Here is a 21,085-nt window from a genome sequence, read left to right on the forward strand (position 1 = left end):
GAATGAGAGAAAGGACGATGGCCATGCCTTCCTATATCGCAGGTCCGATTAAAATTACGAACGTCAGTAGCGACGCGACCGTCAATTTCGGCGATACGTTACAAATCGCACCAAAAAGTTCATCTAAATCGCTCGCAGGTGCCGGCGGCGGAAATACAGGAGATTTTTTACAAACGAACACGTTCATCAGCTTTACAAATACAATCGATCCAGACATCGCCGATAGCAACGTAAAAAGCAAGGGATAGCCGATGCCTGCCATTGTTGGAGCAGTCCAAATTAACAGCATCGGAAGCGGCGGCGTGTTTCATATCGGCGATGTATTTGCCATCTCTCCATACAGCGTAGCGAAAACGTTTGCTGGCGCTGGTTCATTTAATACAGGAGACGGCTTGCATATTTATAACCAATATAGCAACACGAATACGAACGACCGTGATATTGCCGATAGCAATATTACCGGAAACGCCTAGCGAGGTGGGAACATGAACTTTTATATTCAACAAACGATTTCCATTCATCAATTAAAAATCGGCTCGCTCACGAACTCATCCGTCCTTCAAATCGGAACGACCGGAAAGGTACAACCGCTCGCCACATTAAGCAATACCGGACAATTTACCGAACCCGCTCCGGAAGCAAAAATCAATATTCAAGGGGAAGAAGGACCGTTCGTCCCGCTTCAATCCCCTGTATAAAACAGTGCTACTTCTTTTGGCTCGGCCATAAACTAGAAAATAAACGGGCCGAAAAAGAAGGAGGCAGCGCGCATGTGGCACGATTACTTTAAACAGCTCGAGGCATATTTAAAATGGCAACAACAAAAAATGCAATCGCTTGAACAAGCGATACATGATTTACAACAACAATATGAACAGTTAAAAAAAAAGCCGCGCACAACGATTGAAAAAATTGAATATCATTTTGATCAACTAAAAGTGGAAACGTTAGAAGGAACGTTAAATATCGGTCTAAATCCTGCAACGTTCGGGGAAGATACGATTGAAAATTTTGCGGTTCCAAAAACACAAACAATTATTCCACAACCGACACCGCAACCGACACCGCTCTTTCGCAACATTCAAACAGCCGTTCATTCATATTTAAAAGAAGAAGGAGAACACATCATCGCCCGCATCGAGCAAACGTATGAGCGGTCGCTTGATCCAACATATCGCCAATTTATATTGCAAGATATTGCTCGACAAATTGATGATCGCATTCATTTTTATTTGCGACAATATGGGGAAAGCGAAACAGAAAACGAACAATTACAACAAAACATTATCGCTTATTTAAAACGAGACATTGAACATTCGATCGAGACATTTTTAAAACATTTACCACGAGAGGAGACGAACGAATGAATATGACAGTTGTGAATCATCATTTATCGGTTGGTCATATCGCCATCGGGGGGGTGGCGAGCGCCTCGCTCGTTTTAATCGGCGATAGCGAAACGATCCAATTAGCTTCCGCATTCGACACACCGCCAGAATCGTTAATTATCGGTCCGTTTCCACAAAAACAAAACAATAAAAAAAATGAGGAAAAGCGATGAGCCGCCTTTCCGTCGTTCATTTACTAAAAGCAAATGCCGTCTCCTTTAGCTCTGTCGTGCAAGTTGGAGACAGCCAACACATTCGTCTTTCTGGGCGGGCGCTTGCCGTTCAAAGACAATTTGAATATGTCGACAGCAACGAATTTCCGCTCGCCTTTCCGATCTTTACAAAACTGATTCCGCTTCCACCTGTTGATCATGAACACGTTTGTCGTTATACGTTGCACGATTGCCCGCTCATCGCTGTTCATTCCATTCGCATCATCGGGGTTTCTTCTACATCTGTCGTGCATATCGGTTCCACGAAAAATGTAGAAGCGGAATCACGAGTCAAACATATTCGTCAGCTGACAGAAAGGAGAGAACGACATGCCCGCTCTCGTCGGTCCGATTAAAATTAACCTCGTCGCTAGCGGCGCCGTCATGCAAGTAGGGGATACGTTATATGTCTCACCGAAAATATCATCGAAAACATTCGCTGGCGCAGGCGCGTTTAATACAGGCAATTTTATTATCGCCAACAACGGCATTAGCTTAACAAATACGCTCGATTGCGACGCATTCGATCAAAACGTTGTCGGCAATGCTTAACGCTTTTGCCGCTTCGCCTTTTTTATTTTCGGCAACCGATCAGCTGGTTGTTTTCGAATCCACCGAATAAATGACGCGATGCGTTCATCATGTTGTAACCGCTCGATCGTATATAGCCGACTCGCTAATTCCTCGTTCGTATATAACGCGTGAATTTGCTTATGGCAAGGAAAGCATAGTTTGGCCGTTTCTGTTCCGCCATACTCTTTCGGCGTTAAATGATGAGCGGTGAACACAACATCGTCTCTCCCGCACAGTTCACATATTCCTTTCATCGCCCGTCTCCTTTACATCACTTCAAGTTGGACTGTCGTTCCTTTTCCAGACGGTTCTGCTGGTTTTACAATGAGCCGTTTCGGCATGCGCGCATGCAACTCTTGAACGTGGCTAATGACCCCGATCGCCATATGTTCTCCTCGCAATCGTTCTAATGCGGTCATGACGACATCTAACAACTCCTGGTCAAGCGTGCCGAATCCTTCATCTAAAAAGAAAAATTGCAACGGATATTCCCCGCGCAGCTGAATTTGCGCCGATAGCGCTAACGCTAACGATAAAGATGTTAAAAACGTTTCGCCTCCCGATAATGTCGTCACCGGACGACGTACACCTCCGTTTGCATCGTCACGAATGACAAAACCTCCTTCGGAATCTAGCTCAATCGCATAACGCTGTCTCGTCAATTCCCCAAGTCGTTCCGATGCATAGCGCGTCACATGAACGAGCTGTTCTTCCGCAATAAATTCAACGAAGCTATTTCCGCGCAACACTTTTTGCAGCTCCTCGTACTGACCGACGAGCTTTTCTAGTTGCATTCTTTCTTGGTGCAATTGTTCAAAGCGCGCATGTTTCGCCTCTAAATCAGCGACGATCGCTTCAAGTGAACCGAGTTGCCGCATATGTTCGTCCACTTGTTGCTTCGCTTGTTCGTACGCGCACATCGTTTCTTCCCATTGTTGTTTCGTCATGACGACGCCATTCATCGCCTCATTTAATCGCTGCCATTCATTTTGTAGCTTCATGAGTATATCTTTATATTGTTGAATGTCATGAGCGATTTGTTGTTTCGTTTGTTCATCTAAGCGGGACGCAAGCACATCATCCACCGTTTTGAAAACAGTTTTTTGGAATTGTTCTGCCAACATTCGTTCCGCTTCTTGTTTTCGCTTCTCTCCTTCTTGTAAAGCGACATCTGCGGCTTGTTTGTCCGCTTGCAACGTGTGCAGTTGTTGTTGTAATGACATCCATCGGGCATACGCCTCTTCTTCTTCACGCTTGACACGTTGTAACGTTTCCTCTATACGAATGAGCTGTTGTTTTACAGACTCCTCATCCATTCCTTCTGGCAGCGTTTGTTTATATTGTTCATATTGTTGCTGTTGCATATTCCATTCAGTTGTCCATTCTGCTTTTTGTTTTATGACCTCTTGATACGTTTCTTTCCATTGCTCTAATTCCGCTCGTTTATTATCTAGTACGGTCACGCTTTTTTCAATGCGCTGTTGCAACTGCTGGGCTTCCTGTTCGCGCTTGCGAAGGTTGCGAACGATGTCATCGACTTGTTCAAACGATACATCTGGATACGCCTCATGCCACATCTTTTTTTCTTGTTCGATGCGCGTGCGTCGCTCTGCACATTTTTCCTCTAATTCAGCGATTTGTTGACGAACGGTTTCCATTTGATATGCATATTGTTGCTCTTTTTGTTTTTGTTCGTTCCATTTCTCGATATAGCGATACATCCGGTCGCGGCATGCAATATAATCTTGTTGCAGCGCCTTTCCTTCCGTTTCGATTTCTTTTAAAGAAGAAAGCGGTGCTTCTTCCACTTCTCGTTTCACTTTTTCTGCATCGACACGTTGTGGCAAAGGGTGGCGTAACATGAGTTGTGACAGCTGTTCGACTTGCATTTTTATTTGCTGTATCGCCGCAACGAGCTGTTCCCCGATTTGAATAGAACGGTCGATCCGTTCGAGCGCTTCTTCATCGAGCGCCACTTGTTTTCTTTTTGCCCGACTCGGATGATGCGTCGAACCACAAACCGGACAAGCTTCCCCATCACGCAAGCGTTCGGCTAACGTAGCCGCTAAATCATGTAATCGTGCCGCTTCCACTTGCTTTTTTTCTTCTTTCCATTGATAGACAAGCACCATCGCTTGCTTTTCCCGCTCACAGACGCGATGATACAACCATTCTACATGGCGAAACTCTTCAGCTAGACGCGCTTCAAGTTGTTGCATTTGTTTCATTTCTCGGTCATATGTTTGTTTCATCGCTTCATATGTTTTCTGTTTTTCTTGTTTTTCCTTTTCTATTTCTTCAAGCGCTTGCCACTGCAATTGAATATGCTTCTTTTTTTCATCTGCTTGTTCCAAACGCTCTTTCACATGCACGTCGACTTTTTTCTCTTCCCATTGTTTTTTTAATTCCGCTTGTTTTGCACTCCATGTTGTATATTCTTTCGTGCATATGTCAACCTGAAGGCGCGCTTGTTGTTCTTTTTGCTCTATCTCTTGCAAACTCGCGCGTAGCTTTGCTTGTTGTTGTTCAAGCGACCGCATAAGCGCCAACGTTTGTAGCGCTTGCTTCAGCTGCTCTTGCTTTTGCAACGCTTTCGGCTCTTCTTCGTTCTTTTTCGCACGACATTGTTCATATTGTTTGCTTGCTTGTTCATACATCGTGCGCACTTGCTGTAATTGAAAAGATCGTTCACTTGCTTTTTGTTGCCAATGTGCAACCTCTTTTTCGCTTCGTTCTACTTGTTCAATATACGGAGCAAGACGTTCAGCTTCTTTGCTTCGTTCATACGTCTGCTCAAGCTGTTTCATCCGTTCTTCTTGCTTTCTCCATTCATTCAGCTGTTGTTCTACTTTTTCTTTCTCGCATTGCCATTGCCATAATTGTTTTTCTTTTTCATATCGTTCATGCATGTGACGCAACTCGTTTTTCGCTCTCTCTAGCGCCTCTTTTCTTTCTGTCAACGCTTGTTTTTGTTTTTCGACTTGTTCTTTCGAAGCGTCGCCAAGCCCAGCTTGCTCCCCTTTGATCGCCTCTAACTTCGCAGACGCTTCGGCCAATTTATTTTTTAGTTTTTTATTTAATTCGTCGCCATACCGTTCTAGATGAAACAACCGCTGCAACATTTGACGGCGCTCCGATCCTTTTAACGACAAAAATTCAGCAAACTTTCCTTGCGGCAAAACGACAGCTCTTGTAAAATCTTTCATTTCTAAACCGAGCAGTTGTTTTACTTGTTCATCAACAAGACGCGTCTTATCTGCGATGACGACGCGCTCGTTTCCTTCTTCGATGAAGCGGCTGACGACAGAACGAATGCGCAGCGCATCCGCGCGCTTAAACGAGCGCTCAACCGTATATCGCTTTACTCCTTCCGCATGTTGTAATTCAAATGTAAACGAAACGAATAGTTCATTTTCCGCATGGTTCATAATTCCGTTCGTCTGATTTGCCGCGCGTTCGACATTTCCATATAACGCGAGCGTCATCGCATCTAAAATCGACGACTTTCCGCTTCCTGTCGGACCGAAAATGCCAAACAATCCCCCTTCGCATAGCCGTTCGAAATCAATCGTTTCCTTCTGGCGAAAACTATGCAACCCTGCAATCGTTAAACGAATCGGTTTCATCGTTCATCCTCCTCAGCAACGAGCTGCAAAAATAGTTGAACGAGCTCTTCAGACGGCTTTCCCCCGCCTGTTTGCCGTTCATAAAAACGCGTAAACAACGTTTCAATCGGAACATCGGTGCGCACTTCACGCACAACATCGTCCTTTTTTAAGTAATTCGGGCGAATATGAACAAATCCGTCATACAATTTACGCAACCGATGTGTTTCTTCTAACGTTAACGATTGCTCGACATCAATTTCTAAATCAATCCACGCCCCGCGATCGCGCCCTTCCTCAATCCAACGATACACTTGCGCTAACCCTTCTGTCGCTTTCCATTTGACAAGCGGACGCCCTTTGGAAAGCCAACATTCTGAAATGGCAGGAGCAGAGCGCGGCTGCACGTCAACGATCGTCACCGACTTGCTGTATCCTGCTTCGGAAAAACTGTAGGCGAGCGGTGAGCCGGAATAGCGCGCCGGCATCACCGCATGTTTCACATCTTGAGGACGGTGCAAATGACCGAGTGCGACATATTGCGCACGCTGAGGGAAGCTTGCTGGCGACACCGTATATGCTCCGCCGAGCTCAATCGGGCGCTCGGAATCGCACGTTGCCCCTCCAGCGACATATAAATGACTCATTGCAATATTGACGGCATCTTCTTGAAATGATGCATTCATTTTTGCAAAAATGGCGCGAATGCGTTCATCATATCGTGCGCGCAACAACGTTTCATCGCATTCGTCGGAAAGCAATTCGTTCAAGCGCGACTCTGACGGATACGGAAGCGCCGCAACGATTAATATTTCATCAGCTGATGGAACATACAAGCGCTGCACAACATCCGTTGGAAATCCTAACAACGTAATCGCATGTTTTGCGGCAATCGGAGCGGCCGCACTTAAACGACCCGGGTGATCGTGGTTTCCCGCAATGACAACAACGTGACGTTTTCCGTGATCGCTCAAACGTGAAAGCGATTCATAAAAAAGCTTTTCCGCATCAGCAGGCGGATTGACTGTATCAAACGCATCGCCAGCAAGCAATACGACATCGATGTTTTCCTTCTGTACGATTTCTACTATTTCATCGATCACCGCTTCTTGCTCGCTCAAGCGGCTTCGCCCTTCAAGCGTTTTCCCTAAATGCCAATCAGCCGTATGCAAAATACGCAAATTAATCCCCTCCCATCGCTACAAGTAGCGCACCGTCAAAAGCGTACACGTAAGTTTCGGTTACTTTCTTTTTCCAAATCGCTTCGATCGCCTCACGATATAACGCTAATTGCCCTTCATATCGTCGCTTTAGTTGTTCCTGTGGGTCATTCATCCACGATACGCGATCTGTTTTATAGTCAATTAAAACGAGCCCGTATTCATCTTCAAATACGCAGTCAATGACTCCTTGAACGATCACCGTTTCCCCCTCCATCTCGTGCGCCAAATAAAACGGCACTTCCCGTTCAAGTCGCTTCGCACGTTGCATTCGCTTGCCGATCGGAGTGTGGAAAAAGGCAACGATGCTTTCTATATCAACCGCTTTCGCCTGCTCTTCGGTGAGCCATTCTCCGTTTATCATGCGCGCGATTTGCTCCTGCACCTCATGAGCAGTCACTTCTTTTGTTACGTCAATATGTTGCATCACAAGATGCATAATCGTTCCTCGTTCGGCTGGCGTCATCGTTTTCGCTTGCAAAAAGCGCGGCCGTTCAACGATCTCTTTTCGAAACGGCTGTTCGGCATGTCCACCGTATATGTCGCGTTGTCGTTTTAATTCCGATACACTTTGTTTCGCCCTTAACGTCGTTGCGCTCGCATACGTATACGTCCAAGAAAGGCGGCGCTTGACTTCTTCTTCATATTCGCTTTTAATCGCCACAGGTTGCAGTTGTTGAATCGCTTCAACGATGTCACGATGCTCATTTGCTTGCTCATCTTCTTGCTCAAGCGCATGCGCCGACACAACGTGCATCTCCCATAGCGATGCATCGTGAAGCACCGTTTTCGACGGACAAACGCTTTGTGGATGACGGATGAGGGCATAACCGAGCCAATCCGCATAGCTTTTTGCCTTTTCAATGACATACGCAGGAAGTTCCCACGTGGATGTATAAGTGACTTCTTGCCATTTTTTCTTTTCCGCTTCGATATCCTTTACCGTCGATACGATATATAACTTTTCTTTTGCACGCGTCAGCGCGACGTATAAAATGCGCATTTCTTCCGCAAGCATGTGCAGTTTCATTTTTTTCTTGATCGCTAGCTGCGCGATCGTCGGATAGCTTGCCCGCCACGTCGGATGAACATAGCGCATCCCTAACCCGAAATCTTTATCTAATATGTAGTCGCCGCGCAAATCTTTCGTGTTAAATCGTTTTGCAGCACCTGCTAAAAAGACGATCGGGAACTCAAGCCCTTTACTTTTATGAATCGTCATCATGCGCACAACATCTTCTTGTTCTGTGAGCGAACGCGCCGCTCCAAAATCGTCCTCGCGCTCTTTTAGCCGTTCAATAAAACGTAAAAAGCGAAAAATGCCACGAAACGACGTTTTTTCATATTGTTTTGCGCGATCATACAACGCGCGTAAATTCGCTTGCCGCTGTTTTCCTCCCGGCATTCCGCCGACGTAGTCGTAAAAGTTTGTATCACGATACAATTGCCAAATGAAGTCAGCAAGCGGCTTTTGTCTTGCGGCTGTACGCCACTCCGATAAATACGAAAGCCAACGTTTCACTTTTTCATAAAGCTCATCATCTTGTGATTGCTCGACAAAAGCAAGCAACGCCTCATAAAATGCCCCGTCTTTTTTCGCCAAACGAATGCGCGCCAACTCATTTTCGTCCAATCCAACAATCGGTGAGCGAAGCACCGCTGCAAGCGGAATGTCTTGATACGGATTGTCAATCACTTTCAAAAGCGATAACATAATTGACACTTCGGTCGCTGAAAAGTAACCTGTCGACAACTCGGCATATACCGGAACGTTTTGCTTCCGAAATTCTTCTAACATCGCTGAAGCAGACGACATCGAGCGACATAAAATGACGATGTCGCGATACATGAGACGCCGTTCTCCTTTTAAGCGACGGTCGTAAACGAAAAACGGCTCGGCAAGCAGTTGTTTGATTTTTTTCGCGATCCATCTCGCTTCAAGCTGAACGGCTGTCACATCTTCTTGTTCTTCTTCGTCGCTTTCTTCTTTTGCTTCATTAATCCACACACATTCGACTGGCACTTGTTTTTCCGGATAATCGCGCGCGCCAAAGCGAAGAGCCGCGTCATCGTCATAACGCATGTCCCCGACCGTTTCCGTCATGAGTTGTCGGAAAATAAAGTTCGTTCCATCTAATATTTCTTTTCGGCTGCGAAAGTTTTTCGCTAAATCAATGCGCAATCCGCCCTCGCCGTCTTTCGTAAACCGATCATATTTTTGTAAAAAAAGCGACGGTTCCGCAAGACGAAAGCCGTAAATCGATTGCTTCACATCGCCGACCATAAACAAATTGCCTGTCGCTTCATCGTCGTTACATACGAGCCGTAAAATAGACTCTTGCACCATATTTGTATCTTGGTATTCGTCGACGAGCACTTCGGCAAATTGCGCTCGATAATAAAGAGCCGCTTCCGACGGCTTGAACTCATGTTCCGCAGAACGATCGCGTAAAATGTGTAAACAATAATGTTCTAAGTCTGAAAAATCAACGATCCCTTTTTCGTCTTTTTTCGCTTGCAATAGATCGGCAAACCGTTGCACCATTTGTATGATCGTAGCAACCATCGGCTTCATCTCGCGCAAATGGCGCACGTATGTCGCGGGTTGAAACGAAAACAGTTCTTCTGTTACACTGTTTATTTCTTTTTTCACTTGCTCGCGCAGTTTTTTTACCTCATCAATCAATTGTTCATCATATGTCCCGTCTTTCGGCTTTCTTTTTGCCGTCGCAAACGATACGTTTTTCATCGTTTCATGTAGCTTTTGCCACGATTCAGCACGCGCCTCTTTGAGCTTGGCAATAACTTGTTGATCGCTAACGAGCGTTGCATGCAAATAATCCGGTCCACCTGGCTCTTTCGTTTTTTGCAACGCTTGCGCCAATCGTTGTTCCGCTGTCTCTAGCGCCAAATCAACCGCTTGAAAAAGGTAATGTGCATACGGTAAATCGTCGACGCGTGCACCTTCTTCGACATCGTACATATGAACGATTTGTTGTAACCATTCGTTCGGGTTTGGATGCGAACGAGAAAATTCATATAGCCGTAAAATAAGCGTTTGCAAATCCGCATCTGTCCGATCGCTCGTATATTTGTCAACAACAGCTAAAAACGCTTCATCGTTTTCCGCATAATATTGTTCAAATAACGTTTCTAACACTTCTTCTTTTAATAGCGCCATCTCCCCTTCATCCGCGATGCGAAACACCGGATCAATGCCGATCATGTAATAATATTTGCGAATGACATCTAAACAAAACGAGTGAATCGTGGAAATAGACGCTTTTTGCAAAAGACTGAGTTGCCTGCGCAAATGAAGCGAGTGCGGTTCGTTTTCGAGCGCTCTCTCTAACGCTTCTCCGATACGCTGGCGCATTTCTGCTGCTGCCGCATTCGTAAACGTCACAACAAGCAACCGATCGACATCGATCGGCCGCTCTTTATGCAATATTTTTTGAATAATGCGCTCGACAAGCACCGCTGTTTTTCCTGAACCTGCGGCGGCGGCAACGAGCGTATGTTGACCTGTGGCATAAATCGCTTTCCATTGTTCATCCGTCCATTGACTTTCTCGTGGTTTTCGCGGAATCACACGATCACCCCTTTAACCATTCGTCTATATTATTTTTCGGTTTGAACACGCGATATTGTTCCGCATCGACCCCTTCGTCAAATTGGCACACATCGCGAAACTCACAATATTGACAAGCTGTTTTATTTTTCTGTTTGTACGGTGCAATATGCGTCACGCCGTCGATCATTTGTTCACCTACATCGACGATTAGACGGCGCACATGTTGCCTTAACATCGTAAATTGTTGCTCTGTTAACACTTTTGAATGTTGCGCAAACGTTCCATTTTTATTGAAACGAACAGGAATAACGAGAGAACTCGTTCCCGGCTCTACTTGTTCATCCATCAGCCGCACCGTTTGTTCGTCGGCTAATACGTAGCCACCCATTTTAAACTGTTCTAAAAACTTTTTCTCTAGCTCGTGTTCTTCAAGCCATTCATTCAGTTTCATCGTCGGGTTATGAATCGGAAAGTACAACACCCCTGCTGGAAACGCCGATGTGCCAACGAGCTTTTCCGCATACTCAAGCACGACATCTAAATACGCTAACATTTGTAACGCTAAACCGTAATATACTTCCGTTAAATCAAGCGTCTTTTGTTTCGATTTATAGTCAATAATGCGAAGAAGTACACCTTGTTCGCTCGTTGCTTGGTCGACGCGGTCGATGCGCCCGACAAACTGCAACATCGTCCCGTCCGATAATGTAAACGAAAGCGGCGGGAGCAACTCCCCTTCACCAAACCCTAATTCAACGCCAATCGGTACAAATCCGCTTCTTTTCGCATGTTCGCTTAATACGGTCGTCGCTTTCGTCATAATCGTCTGTAACTTTTTCTTCATATATCGATAACGGTGCGTGCTTAACAACACTTCTTGTTGAATGTATGGAGCAATTTGCTCGACCGCTTCATATGACAACTGTTCGCATTGTTGTTTTGATAATTCACTCCACGGTAGCCGTTCTTCCCGCAAGCGATTTGCGATCACTTTTAACGCTTCATGAAACAGCTGACCCATATCTGGCGCCTTAAATTGAAAGACCGTCCGTTCTTTTAACTTTAAACCGTGCGCGGCAAAATGAGCGAACGGACAACGGTTAAACGTCTCCATACGCGAAATGCTCGCTTTCACTTTTTTTCCATATAGCTCTTTCGCCAACTGCTTACGTAACTGTTTTGCGCGGTTTTCATAAAATAACGCCCGCACAACGACCGCGATTCGTTCTTTCCATTGCTCATGTTGCACGTAGGTGTTGTATACATCCCACCACATCGGAGCGATAGTGTATTGTCGCTTCCACGCTTCAAGTTGCTGCACTAACGGGCCGAGCGTGGCGATATCGTTTGTCATATATGACAATTGTTCGTGAGGCGGAAGGAAAAACGGATCGGCTCCCCATTGCATTTTTTTCACATGCGGGAACATATCCGTTAACCGTTTGATAAACATCGATGGCAACAACGTTTTTTCTTGCTCATCAGCTAGCGCATACGTAACATATAAACGTTCAGACGGGCTAACGAGCGCTAAATAAAGTAAAAACGGCTCATCAAGCAATCGATCGCGGCTCGCTGGGGCAACGCGTACGGAATAATGATGCAACAATTCGCGATCCACTTCCGACAACATCCCATCATCGTTTTTGCGCATCGGAATAATGCCTTCGTTCACCCCGACAAGAAACGTACAGCGAATGTTGGAAAGGCGGGAACGATCAAAATGAGCAATTAACACTTGGTCGGTTGCCGGTGGCACGAGAGAAAACTGCAAACTTTCTAATCCCGTTTCAATAATGGTAAAAAACGTTTCGAGTGAAAGAGATTCATCGCCTAATATTTCCACATATTCATCAAGCAAATGAATAAACGCTTGCCATACTTGCTCATGGTGACGCATAGCGGACAAGTCGCCTCTCTCTTCCGCTTCATCGCGCCATCGTTGCAGCTTTTGTGGAATGTGAAGTTGTTCTGCGTATGCATATAGCGCTTCGCATTGTTCACGTCCTGTCTTTGCTTGTTTTAACCGCTTTTGTAAAAACAACAACGGAGAAATAACAAGCTTGCGCCATTCATTTAATTGTTGCTCATATCGTTTTTCTTCATCTGTTTGTGGCGCATGGATCCCTTCGAGCCCTTTATACTTGCGATACGTCCAATGTTCTGTCCATTTGTCTCCTTGTACGCCCGAAGCGAGCACATAGTTTTCCAGTTGATCGATCGCCATGCGCATCTCATGTATCGGCTCATCAAACGAAAAAAACAAGTCGGTTTTCACAGCACGAAATACCGCTTCGTAACGAAAGTTCGTCCGTACTGCTTCGATGCTTGCGCGCAAACATTCAATGAACGGATGATCAAGCATCGGTTCTTTTTCATCAATAAAATACGGAATGCGATAATCTGCAAATACCGTTTTTAACACGTCGCGATAGTCTGAAACGTTGCGAATGAGCAAAGCGATGTCACGATAGCGATATCCTTCATCGCGCACAAGCCGAATGATTTCACGAGCAATGCCTTCCATTTCTGCTCGGCGAGTGGTCGCTTCTCCAATGACAATCGCTTCCGTTTGTTTTGGCCATACACGTACAGGACGATCATCGTAATGTGCTTCAAGATGGCGAAGCTCTTCATGTTTGTGGCGGACGTTTTCATGAAGTTGTTCTACTTTTTCAATCGCCACTCCATTTTGTAGCGCCATTTCGCGCAGTTGGGCATACGTTCGCCACGTGCTACGAAATACGTGCAAATCGTTTGGTAGTTGTTCATACGGAGCGTCTAACGTAAGCGCAACCGTCACATGTGGGCAATGAATAAACAACTGTTCAATCACCATATATTCTTGCGGGGTAAATTCATAAAAGCCGTCCATGTAAATGCGCGCACGTTTCATATAGGAAGAATGGCGAATTTTTTCCGCAAGCAGGCGCAAATAATCTTCTGAATCGACATAATGATGTGCCATCTGTTGTTCAAATTGCTCAAAAATCATCGCTGTATCTTTTAATTTATCAGCAAGTACCATTTCGTTTGCGGTCGCATGACGGCGCAGCTCTTCTTCCGTTTGTTTTAATGCTGCTGGCGTCACACAATATCGTTTATATTCCGTCAACATTTGTTCCAGTTGTTCAATAAAGCCGCGTTTGTCGGCTGCTTTTCGAAACAGCTTTAACTGTTCTTTTTGTTGTTCAACAATTTTCCTTAGCAACATATGTACGCCTGTTTGCGTTAAATGATGGCGGCTCATGCCGCCTGTCTCTTGCAAGACGCGCCAAGCGAGGCGCGTGAAACTAAACACTTGTGCGCGAATCATTCCTTTGACGTTTGCGTTCATAAGAGCATATTCCGATTGAAACGTCATTTGTTCAGGAACGAGATAAATAATCGGATCGCCATCGGGTTCATGCGCAAGTTGTTCGATCATTTCTGTTAAACACATCGTCGTTTTTCCGCTTCCCGACCGCCCGATGATAAAACGTACAGACATATTGTTCATCCTTTCTTATTTTCCATCGTGCAATGCGAAACGTTGCTCGACTTTTTTTCCGACGTACCAAAGAAGAAAAATAGCGGCTGCGACAAATACGGTGCGCATCGGTTGACGAATTAAAGCGACAACGTCATAGCCGATAAAACTAATCGTAAACACCATCACCATTTTTCCGAGCAACACGGCAAGCATATATTGCTGCATCGCAATACCTGATAATCCTGCCACGACATTCACTGCCGCGGATGGTGTAAATGGGAAACAAAGCAGTAAAAAGAGCGGCCCAAAGCCGCGACGCTCAATCCAATGCATCATGCGGCGAATGGTCGGATGGCGATGTAAAAAAGAGAAAAATCGTTGTCTCCCGATTTTTCGAACGAGAAAAAAGACGAGCAGTGAGCCTGCGCTCGTTCCAATCCATGAGATGAAAAACCCTTTCCAAAGACCGAATGCCGCCGCGTTTGCCATGACAAAAACGAAAAGCGGCAAAAACGGTAAAAACGCCTCTGCCATCGGCAAGACGATGCCCGGAATAACGCCAAATGAACGATATTCCGCTAACATGTCAAGCATATGTTTGATCGTAAACCATTGTTTTAATTCCTCTAAACTCATACAGTAACCCCTTTGCTACGTGCTCATGTTTATATTGTACAAGTTTAGAGGAAAAGAGAAAACTACTACGACAATTCCCTTTCCCGCAAATATAACAAATACATCATTTTTCGTTCGCGCGCTTCGATTCGTTCGCTCATCTTTGTCCGCAACTGAGCTGTGCGATGCAATTGGTTCACAAATGAATGATGGGAAATACATAGCTCGACGCTCGTCCCGTTTGAAAAAGTAATGCGTGTTTTTCCACCTTGAACATGCTCATGATGACGAATATGTAAATGCGATAGCCATATACATTGAGGATTCGTTGGGGAGATCGTTGGAAAAAAGAAAATTTCGTTCGTTGGTTCGACTGCAATGGGTGCTTTATGCGAAGTGCCAATAATATGTTTTGATCCATCTTTCCTTCCTCTTAAACTAGCGCCATAGTACAAACAACTTTGTTCAATAATGTCCATCGGACTTTGTTTCACAACAATTTCTCCATCTTCCTCTAACGCTTTCGTCCACAAATGTTTGTCATAAAAAAACGGAAAAAGACCCATCGTATAGCGTGTTAAATGTAGATGCTCGACGATGAGCATATCGCTCCCTCCCTTATCTTTTATTCCCCCACGATGCTAGTTTAATCTAGATCGTGGGCACTACATATTTAATTAATTGGAAGTTTACATTCCTTGCATCACTTTTCTTCCCACCATCTTACAGGTACATCATCAATATTTATAGGTTTTACATACTTATAGACTTCTAACGGCTGCCTTACTAAGTCAATATTATATTCAGATCCGTTCTCTCTGAATTTGCTTCTAATCTTTTCTTTTATTAACTCACGCTTAGGATTCCCAGCATGAATACCATTATGATCAAAAGAAAACTCTGGTTGTAAAAGCACGAACGTAGAAAATGGGTTGTGTGAATACCTAGGATGTTTCTTAGGATAACATGGAGCAAATGTAGTAACGAAAAAAGTTTGACCACCAAAAGAAAATCGCCAATCCGATCTGAGAATATTTTGATTCATGCAATGAATCTTTGCTGGATCTTTATCACTTAGATATGTCAAAACTCGTCTTAACGTTTTAGATAAATTATCTAATCGATCTCCATACTCTTTACCATAAACTTCAATAACAAATCCATCGAGCCCTTCACAAGGAGCAACTCTATTGAAACGCTTTAATAGTTTCAAATTGTTCTCAAGGTTTTCTTCTAGCGATAAGTCCTCAACAAAGTTATAGCTTCCCCAAATCTTTGCTCTCGATGAAAAAATGCAATTTGTTTTTTCAGCTACCTTTTTAAACCTTTGAATACTTGATGATGTAGTAGGATCTTGGGAATGACCAAATCTCCCTTTATCCCTAGATAGATTTTTTAGCAAGACCCTTTCAATTTCTTCAAATAAGTTACCTTTTAGACTTTTAGATATCGATACAAGAATGACATGTAACTTGGCAATTTCTGAGGCAACTCTACATGTATCCTCTCCACATTTCGGCGTTTTATCTCCTTCATAGTGATTTAAAATTCTTGAAATTTTAGACGCCTGAATGGACATATCTAGGAAAGCTTCTGTAATATCATGATATTCAGAAGTCGAATCATATAATTCATGAATATTTCTGCTATAACCTATATTAATGAGTTCTTCATCTAAATTAGCGCAGTACTGATTAGCCAAACATGTAGAAATAATAAATACATCAGAAAGTTCTTTGATTAAAGTGCTTCCCACTCCGTTCACTCTAATCTCCTGTGCGACCTCCCCAATTTCTTCACTTAATCGCGCTAAAGCAGAAAGAGGCGACCAATATCCCCCTAAACTTAAAATAGCATCTTCAACCTTTTTTTTGGTAAATAGACATTTTATTCATCATACCTTCCTCCTCATAAGAGCATAAAAATTCTAAAAATACACGAAATAACATGTAAAATTATAACTTAAAAAGAAATAAAGTTCAAATATAAAAACTACTTTGAAATGCTTTCAAAAATCTAACTCATCATTTAAAATAAATGTAACTATTTAATCAAATGTCGGGCTGTAAGAGAGATACAGTTCAAACAGAGTATTTCAATCAGAGCAAATATCTTGTTCTTAATTTGACAGAGGAAAAATGCAAAAATTTGTATCTCCTCATCTGTTTTTCTACCTAAAATATACATTGAACGAAAGGATAGTATTTTTTATGAACGATATAGCTAAAATTATAAATGCTATCAAACTTGCACAAAATCTAAAAATGGAATTAAGACATAGTTGGTTATCTAATGGGCGACAGGAAAGCGTGGCAGAACATACATGGAGAATGTCTTTCATGGCTATATTGATTGCTCCTTACATAAAAAATATAAATCATGAAAAATTAATAAAAATGATTATCATTCATGATCTAGTGGAAGCTATTGTGGGAGATATCCCTGCTTTCAATACACTTTATCAAATTGAAGAGAAAAACAAAAAAGAACAAATGGAATTCGAAGCTGCTCTTGAAATAAAAAACATTCTCCCAAAAGAAATAGGAGAAGAAGTATTTCACTTGTGGTTAGAATTTGAGGAGAAAAAAACATATGAAGCAAAAGTGGCTAACGCTCTTGACAAACTAGAAGTACAGCTTCAACATAATGAAGCACACATTTCAACATGGCTGGAAATAGAGTATGAAATGTTATACAAAATGTCCGAACATGTTAATTTCGATTCCTTTCTTAGTCAACTTAAGGATGTGATAGAAAAAGACGGAGAGAACAAAATGTTGGAAGCAGGGATAAAGGTAGAAAAATATAAAAAAATATCGGACTCATGATGCTGTTTTATTACAACAGAACCTCCGAATGGTTCGGATAAACGAACCATTCGGAGGGGACTTTACGCATTTGTAAACTGTTCTTCTTCTGTGGAGCCTTTTAAAGCGACAGTTGATGCTTGACCGCCTGTAATGACAAGCGATACTTCATCAAAGTAGCCTGTTCCGACTTCGCGTTGATGGCGTGTTGCTGTGTAACCGTATTTTTCCGCCTCAAACTCTGCTTGTTGCAATTCGGAGTAAGCAGCCATGCCGCGATCGCGATAGCCGTGTGCTAACATAAACATGCTGTAGTTGAGGGCATGGAAGCCAGCTAATGTAACGAACTGGAACTTGTAACCCATTTTTCCGAGCTCCACTTGGAAGTTCGCAATCGTTTCGTCATCCAATTTTTTCTTCCAGTTGAATGAAGGTGAGCAGTTGTACGCAAGCAATTTACCTGGGAATTTTTCATGAATCGCTTCCGCAAAACGACGCGCTTCTTCTAAGTTCGGTTCGCTCGTCTCGCACCAAATTAAATCAGCATACGGTGCATACGCCAATCCGCGCGCAATCGCTTGGTCTAAGCCGGCACGCGTACGGAAAAACCCTTCTGGTGTCCGCTCGCCTGTAATAAACTCTTGGTCGCGCGGATCGATGTCACTTGTAATTAAATCCGCCGCGTTTGCATCTGTGCGCGCAATTAATACTGTCGGCACTCCCATCACATCTGCCGCAAGTCGCGCCGCAATTAAGTTGCGAATCGCTGTTTGAGTCGGAAGCAACACTTTTCCACCTAAATGGCCGCACTTTTTCTCAGAAGACAATTGGTCTTCAAAGTGTACGCCCGCTGCCCCTGCTTCAATCATCGCTTTCATTAATTCAAATACGTTCAACTGGCCGCCAAACCCAGCTTCCGCATCGGCTACGATCGGCAAGAAATAATCGATCTCTTCTTTTCCTTCAACATATTGAATTTGATCGGCGCGTTGAAGCGCTTGGTTAATGCGTTTCACAACGTGCGGTACGCTATTTGCCGGATATAAGCTTTGGTCTGGATACATATGCCCAGCTAAGTTCGCATCCGCCGCAACTTGCCATCCGCTTAAATAAATCGCTTTTAAGCCTGCTTTCGCTTGTTGTACCGCTTGGTTTCCTGTTAATGCTCCGAGCGCATGAACGTAATCTTCTGTATTTAATAAATGCCAAAGCTTCTCTGCCCCACGGCGCGCAAGCGTATATTCAATATCGAGCGAACCGCGCAATTTAATGACATCTGCTGCGCTATATGGGCGCGTAATCCCTTTCCACCGTTCATCTAATTGCCAACTTTCTTCTAATTGTTTCACACGTTCTTCGAATGTTGCCATTTCCTTCTCCCCCTTAATTTTTTATCGTAACCCCTCTGTTTCCGTACAAAAGACCCCCAAATGACTGTGATGCTCTTTTCTCTATGTACGAGCTGTGATTTGTTTCCCACCCCTTTTGTTATAATACACACTTTCCTTTTGACATCTTTATTATATAACACAATTTTCAGAAAAGAAAGTATTTTTATGAATTTTTTTCAAAAAAATATGTTTACTGCTGTTCTAAAAAAATAATTCGTTCTAAAATCGTTGGATGGCTGTAACGAAATAGTTTGACGACATACGGTGGATGTACTTGACTTAAACTTGAACGCGTCAATTGTTGAAACGTCGAGATCGCCGCTTCTTTATTTTTCGTTAACTCAATTGCATATTTGTCTGCCGCGTGTTCTTCATAGCGGGAAATCGCATTCATCGCAGGGCTCGCTGCAAAACTTAATAGGGAAATAAGAAGTAAAAAAACAGGTAAGGAAGAAAGGTCGTTCCATTTTTTTATTCGGAAAAGTGTGCCAAACCGTTCAACTGCCCTCTTCATCCATCGATTTGTCAACAACAGTCCGATAAACGTGACAACAATATATAGTCCTATCCCCCAATACATATGCTTCATGACGTAATGCGCCATCTCATGCGCCATAATAAATAAAATTTCATCTTCGCTTAACCGCTCCAATGTCGTATCCCATAACACAATGCGTGAATTGCTGCCGATGCCTGTGACATACGCGTTAAGCGCGTTCGTTTTTTCCGACATATTTACTTCAAATACGTGTTCAGCAGGGATGTTAGCCTTTTCTGCTAACGCTAAAATTTTTGCTTCTAACTGTTTGTCTTTTAAAGGATAAAAATCGTTATAAAGCGGATCGATAAAAACAGGTTGAATAAACGTTAAAAAAAGCGTAAACGGAATAGAACAAAGCCATGCGTACACCCACCATCGTTTTTCGAATTTTTTCATAAGCACATATAACACGTAAACGATGACAACCATGATGGCGTAATTTACCCAAAAATCAATGAGTTCATCGCGCATCCAACTTGAAAACGTTTGTGTAGAAATGTGATACATTTTCGTCACGTAATAGCTTATATAGCTAAGCGGAAACGTGACGACTTGTACAAGAAGCGATAGCCAAAATACGTAAATGGCCGTTTGCATAAACTGACGCTTCGTCGTCGCTTCCGCCCATTGTTGAAATCGTGCCGACAAGCCAAACAGCAGCACAAATATATAAATGACCCACTCATACGGAATAGATAAAAAGAATAAAAAGTTTTTTACTTCGGAAAACTGTTCAGTCAACATCAGTTCTTTTTTCGTTAAAAACGTCGCCGGATCTGCGCTCGTTCCTTTATATTGTGGTGGAATGGAAGAGTCTGTCCATTGAAATAAGTAAAATGCAAAAAACAGCGCATATATCGCATACAAAAACAACGTCCAAAAAGCAATTTTTCTCATTTTCCTTCCCCCTTGTCCATCGTTACTACTAGTTTAGTTTTTCATTCGCCATTTAGAACAACGAAAAAATTCAAATAATTGTCACGTCCCATTCTCCTCATTGGCACGTTGATTATGTATGATGAAAGTGGGAGGGATCACATTGAAAAAACTATACATTGGCTTTTTTAGCTTACTTGCCATTTGTATCGGCATTGGAATGTTTTATTTTTCTTTTTACCGACAAGATAAAATGGAGTTTCCAAAAGACGTGACGATGGAAACCGCATGGGGAAAACCGTATTCATTTCGTAACATGGAACCGAAAGTGCGCCTATTAGAGTTCGTGTACACAAACTGTCCAGACATTTGTCCAAGTACGTCATTTCAAATGAAACAGTTAAAAGAACGGTTGGAAAAAGACGGTTTGTTTAAAAACAAAGTTGAATTTATTACGATCACCATTGATCCAACACGCGACACACAACAAGTGATGCAAACGTATGCGAACATGTTCGGCGTGGAAAGCGATGACGAAGGATGGATTTTTTTGAGAGGTAGCGAAGAAGATACGAAAAAAGTAGCTGACGCTTTCGACTTCTTATATCGCGATCCTGGAAACGGCATGCTGATTCATACGACGCTCACTTACTTTTTAGACGAAAACAATCGCGTCATCGCCACATTCGGCATGGGCGAAAAAGGTTTCGATAAAGAAAAAGTATATAAAGAAATTGTAAAAGAGGCGAAGTAGCCTCTTTTTCTCTTGTCGGACTATCGGACTACCATTTATCATAATAAAGTAGGACTC

Annotated in this window: 19 protein-coding genes; 9 read left to right on the forward strand and 10 right to left on the reverse strand. The window is 43.3% G+C overall.

What is annotated here, in order from left to right:
- The first annotated feature begins 23 nt into the window (after positions 1-23).
- From ES017_RS02870 to ES017_RS02900, 7 genes are all read left to right on the forward strand, one after another.
- Positions 24-248 (forward strand): spore germination protein, encoded by a 225-nt coding sequence (locus ES017_RS02870; RefSeq protein WP_042534536.1) that lies wholly within the window; start codon positions 24-26, stop codon positions 246-248.
- Positions 249-251: 3 nt separating this feature from the next.
- Positions 252-473 carry a spore germination protein gene (locus ES017_RS02875; RefSeq protein WP_009361957.1) on the forward strand — a complete coding sequence of 74 codons (222 nt, stop codon included), beginning with the start codon at positions 252-254 and terminating at the stop codon, positions 471-473.
- Positions 474-485: 12 nt separating this feature from the next.
- Positions 486-698, forward strand: coding sequence for a spore germination protein GerPB (locus tag ES017_RS02880; RefSeq protein ID WP_035064814.1), 213 nt, complete (start codon positions 486-488; stop codon positions 696-698).
- A gap of 72 nt (positions 699-770) precedes the next feature.
- Positions 771-1,367, forward strand: coding sequence for a spore germination protein GerPC (gene gerPC / locus ES017_RS02885; RefSeq protein ID WP_042534540.1), 597 nt, complete (start codon positions 771-773; stop codon positions 1,365-1,367).
- Entirely contained in the window at positions 1,364-1,561 is a 198-nt protein-coding gene (locus tag ES017_RS02890; protein WP_009361960.1) for a hypothetical protein, read from the forward strand. Before gerPC ends, ES017_RS02890 begins: the two co-directional genes overlap by 4 nt.
- Positions 1,558-1,956 (forward strand): spore germination protein GerPE, encoded by a 399-nt coding sequence (locus tag ES017_RS02895; protein WP_042534542.1) that lies wholly within the window; start codon positions 1,558-1,560, stop codon positions 1,954-1,956. The genes ES017_RS02890 and ES017_RS02895 overlap by 4 nt, the downstream gene beginning before the upstream one ends.
- Positions 1,931-2,152, forward strand: coding sequence for a spore germination protein (locus ES017_RS02900; RefSeq protein WP_171334747.1), 222 nt, complete (start codon positions 1,931-1,933; stop codon positions 2,150-2,152). Before ES017_RS02895 ends, ES017_RS02900 begins: the two co-directional genes overlap by 26 nt.
- Here the strand turns inward: ES017_RS02900 and ES017_RS02905 are convergent.
- The 8 genes from ES017_RS02905 to ES017_RS02940 all read right to left on the reverse strand — a co-directional run bounded on the left by ES017_RS02905 (position 2,149) and on the right by ES017_RS02940 (position 16,550).
- Entirely contained in the window at positions 2,149-2,427 is a 279-nt protein-coding gene (locus ES017_RS02905) for an HNH endonuclease family protein (protein ID WP_042534546.1), read from the reverse strand. The genes ES017_RS02900 and ES017_RS02905 overlap by 4 nt on opposite strands.
- Before the next feature lie 12 nt (positions 2,428-2,439).
- The gene (locus tag ES017_RS02910; RefSeq protein WP_171334748.1) at positions 2,440-5,799 is read right to left on the reverse strand and encodes an AAA family ATPase; all 3,360 of its coding nucleotides are present in this window, start codon (positions 5,797-5,799) and stop codon (positions 2,440-2,442) included.
- Positions 5,796-6,959 (reverse strand): exonuclease SbcCD subunit D, encoded by a 1,164-nt coding sequence (locus ES017_RS02915; protein ID WP_042534551.1) that lies wholly within the window; start codon positions 6,957-6,959, stop codon positions 5,796-5,798. Before ES017_RS02915 ends, ES017_RS02910 begins: the two co-directional genes overlap by 4 nt.
- 1 nt (position 6,960) lies before the next feature.
- Positions 6,961-10,590: a helicase-exonuclease AddAB subunit AddA gene (gene addA / locus ES017_RS02920; RefSeq protein WP_042534553.1), complete on the reverse strand. Its 3,630-nt coding sequence runs from the start codon at positions 10,588-10,590 to the stop codon at positions 6,961-6,963.
- A gap of 4 nt (positions 10,591-10,594) precedes the next feature.
- Entirely contained in the window at positions 10,595-14,062 is a 3,468-nt protein-coding gene (gene addB, locus ES017_RS02925; protein WP_171334749.1) for a helicase-exonuclease AddAB subunit AddB, read from the reverse strand.
- 15 nt (positions 14,063-14,077) lie between these two features.
- Entirely contained in the window at positions 14,078-14,680 is a 603-nt protein-coding gene (locus tag ES017_RS02930; RefSeq protein WP_171334750.1) for a TVP38/TMEM64 family protein, read from the reverse strand.
- A gap of 65 nt (positions 14,681-14,745) precedes the next feature.
- On the reverse strand, positions 14,746-15,264 hold the full coding sequence (locus ES017_RS02935) for a competence protein ComK (protein WP_042534560.1): 519 nt from the start codon (positions 15,262-15,264) through the stop codon (positions 14,746-14,748).
- A gap of 98 nt (positions 15,265-15,362) precedes the next feature.
- On the reverse strand, positions 15,363-16,550 hold the full coding sequence (locus tag ES017_RS02940) for a YqcI/YcgG family protein (RefSeq protein WP_368737185.1): 1,188 nt from the start codon (positions 16,548-16,550) through the stop codon (positions 15,363-15,365).
- A gap of 319 nt (positions 16,551-16,869) precedes the next feature.
- On the opposite strand from ES017_RS02940, the gene ES017_RS02945 reads away from it, so the two are divergent.
- Positions 16,870-17,487 carry an HD domain-containing protein gene (locus tag ES017_RS02945; RefSeq protein WP_171334752.1) on the forward strand — a complete coding sequence of 206 codons (618 nt, stop codon included), beginning with the start codon at positions 16,870-16,872 and terminating at the stop codon, positions 17,485-17,487.
- A gap of 62 nt (positions 17,488-17,549) precedes the next feature.
- Here the strand turns inward: ES017_RS02945 and aceA are convergent, their stop codons facing one another.
- Positions 17,550-18,836 (reverse strand): isocitrate lyase, encoded by a 1,287-nt coding sequence (aceA, locus tag ES017_RS02950; RefSeq protein WP_042534562.1) that lies wholly within the window; start codon positions 18,834-18,836, stop codon positions 17,550-17,552.
- Positions 18,837-19,047: 211 nt separating this feature from the next.
- The gene (locus tag ES017_RS02955) at positions 19,048-20,295 is read right to left on the reverse strand and encodes a M48 family metallopeptidase (RefSeq protein ID WP_042534564.1); all 1,248 of its coding nucleotides are present in this window, start codon (positions 20,293-20,295) and stop codon (positions 19,048-19,050) included.
- A gap of 142 nt (positions 20,296-20,437) precedes the next feature.
- On the opposite strand from ES017_RS02955, the gene ES017_RS02960 reads away from it, so the two are divergent.
- The gene (locus ES017_RS02960) at positions 20,438-21,028 is read left to right on the forward strand and encodes an SCO family protein (protein ID WP_042534566.1); all 591 of its coding nucleotides are present in this window, start codon (positions 20,438-20,440) and stop codon (positions 21,026-21,028) included.
- Positions 21,029-21,085 lie beyond the last annotated feature (57 nt).

Source organism: Anoxybacillus sp. EFIL (assembly GCF_013096955.1).
Lineage (GTDB): Bacteria > Bacillota > Bacilli > Bacillales > Anoxybacillaceae > Anoxybacillus > Anoxybacillus ayderensis.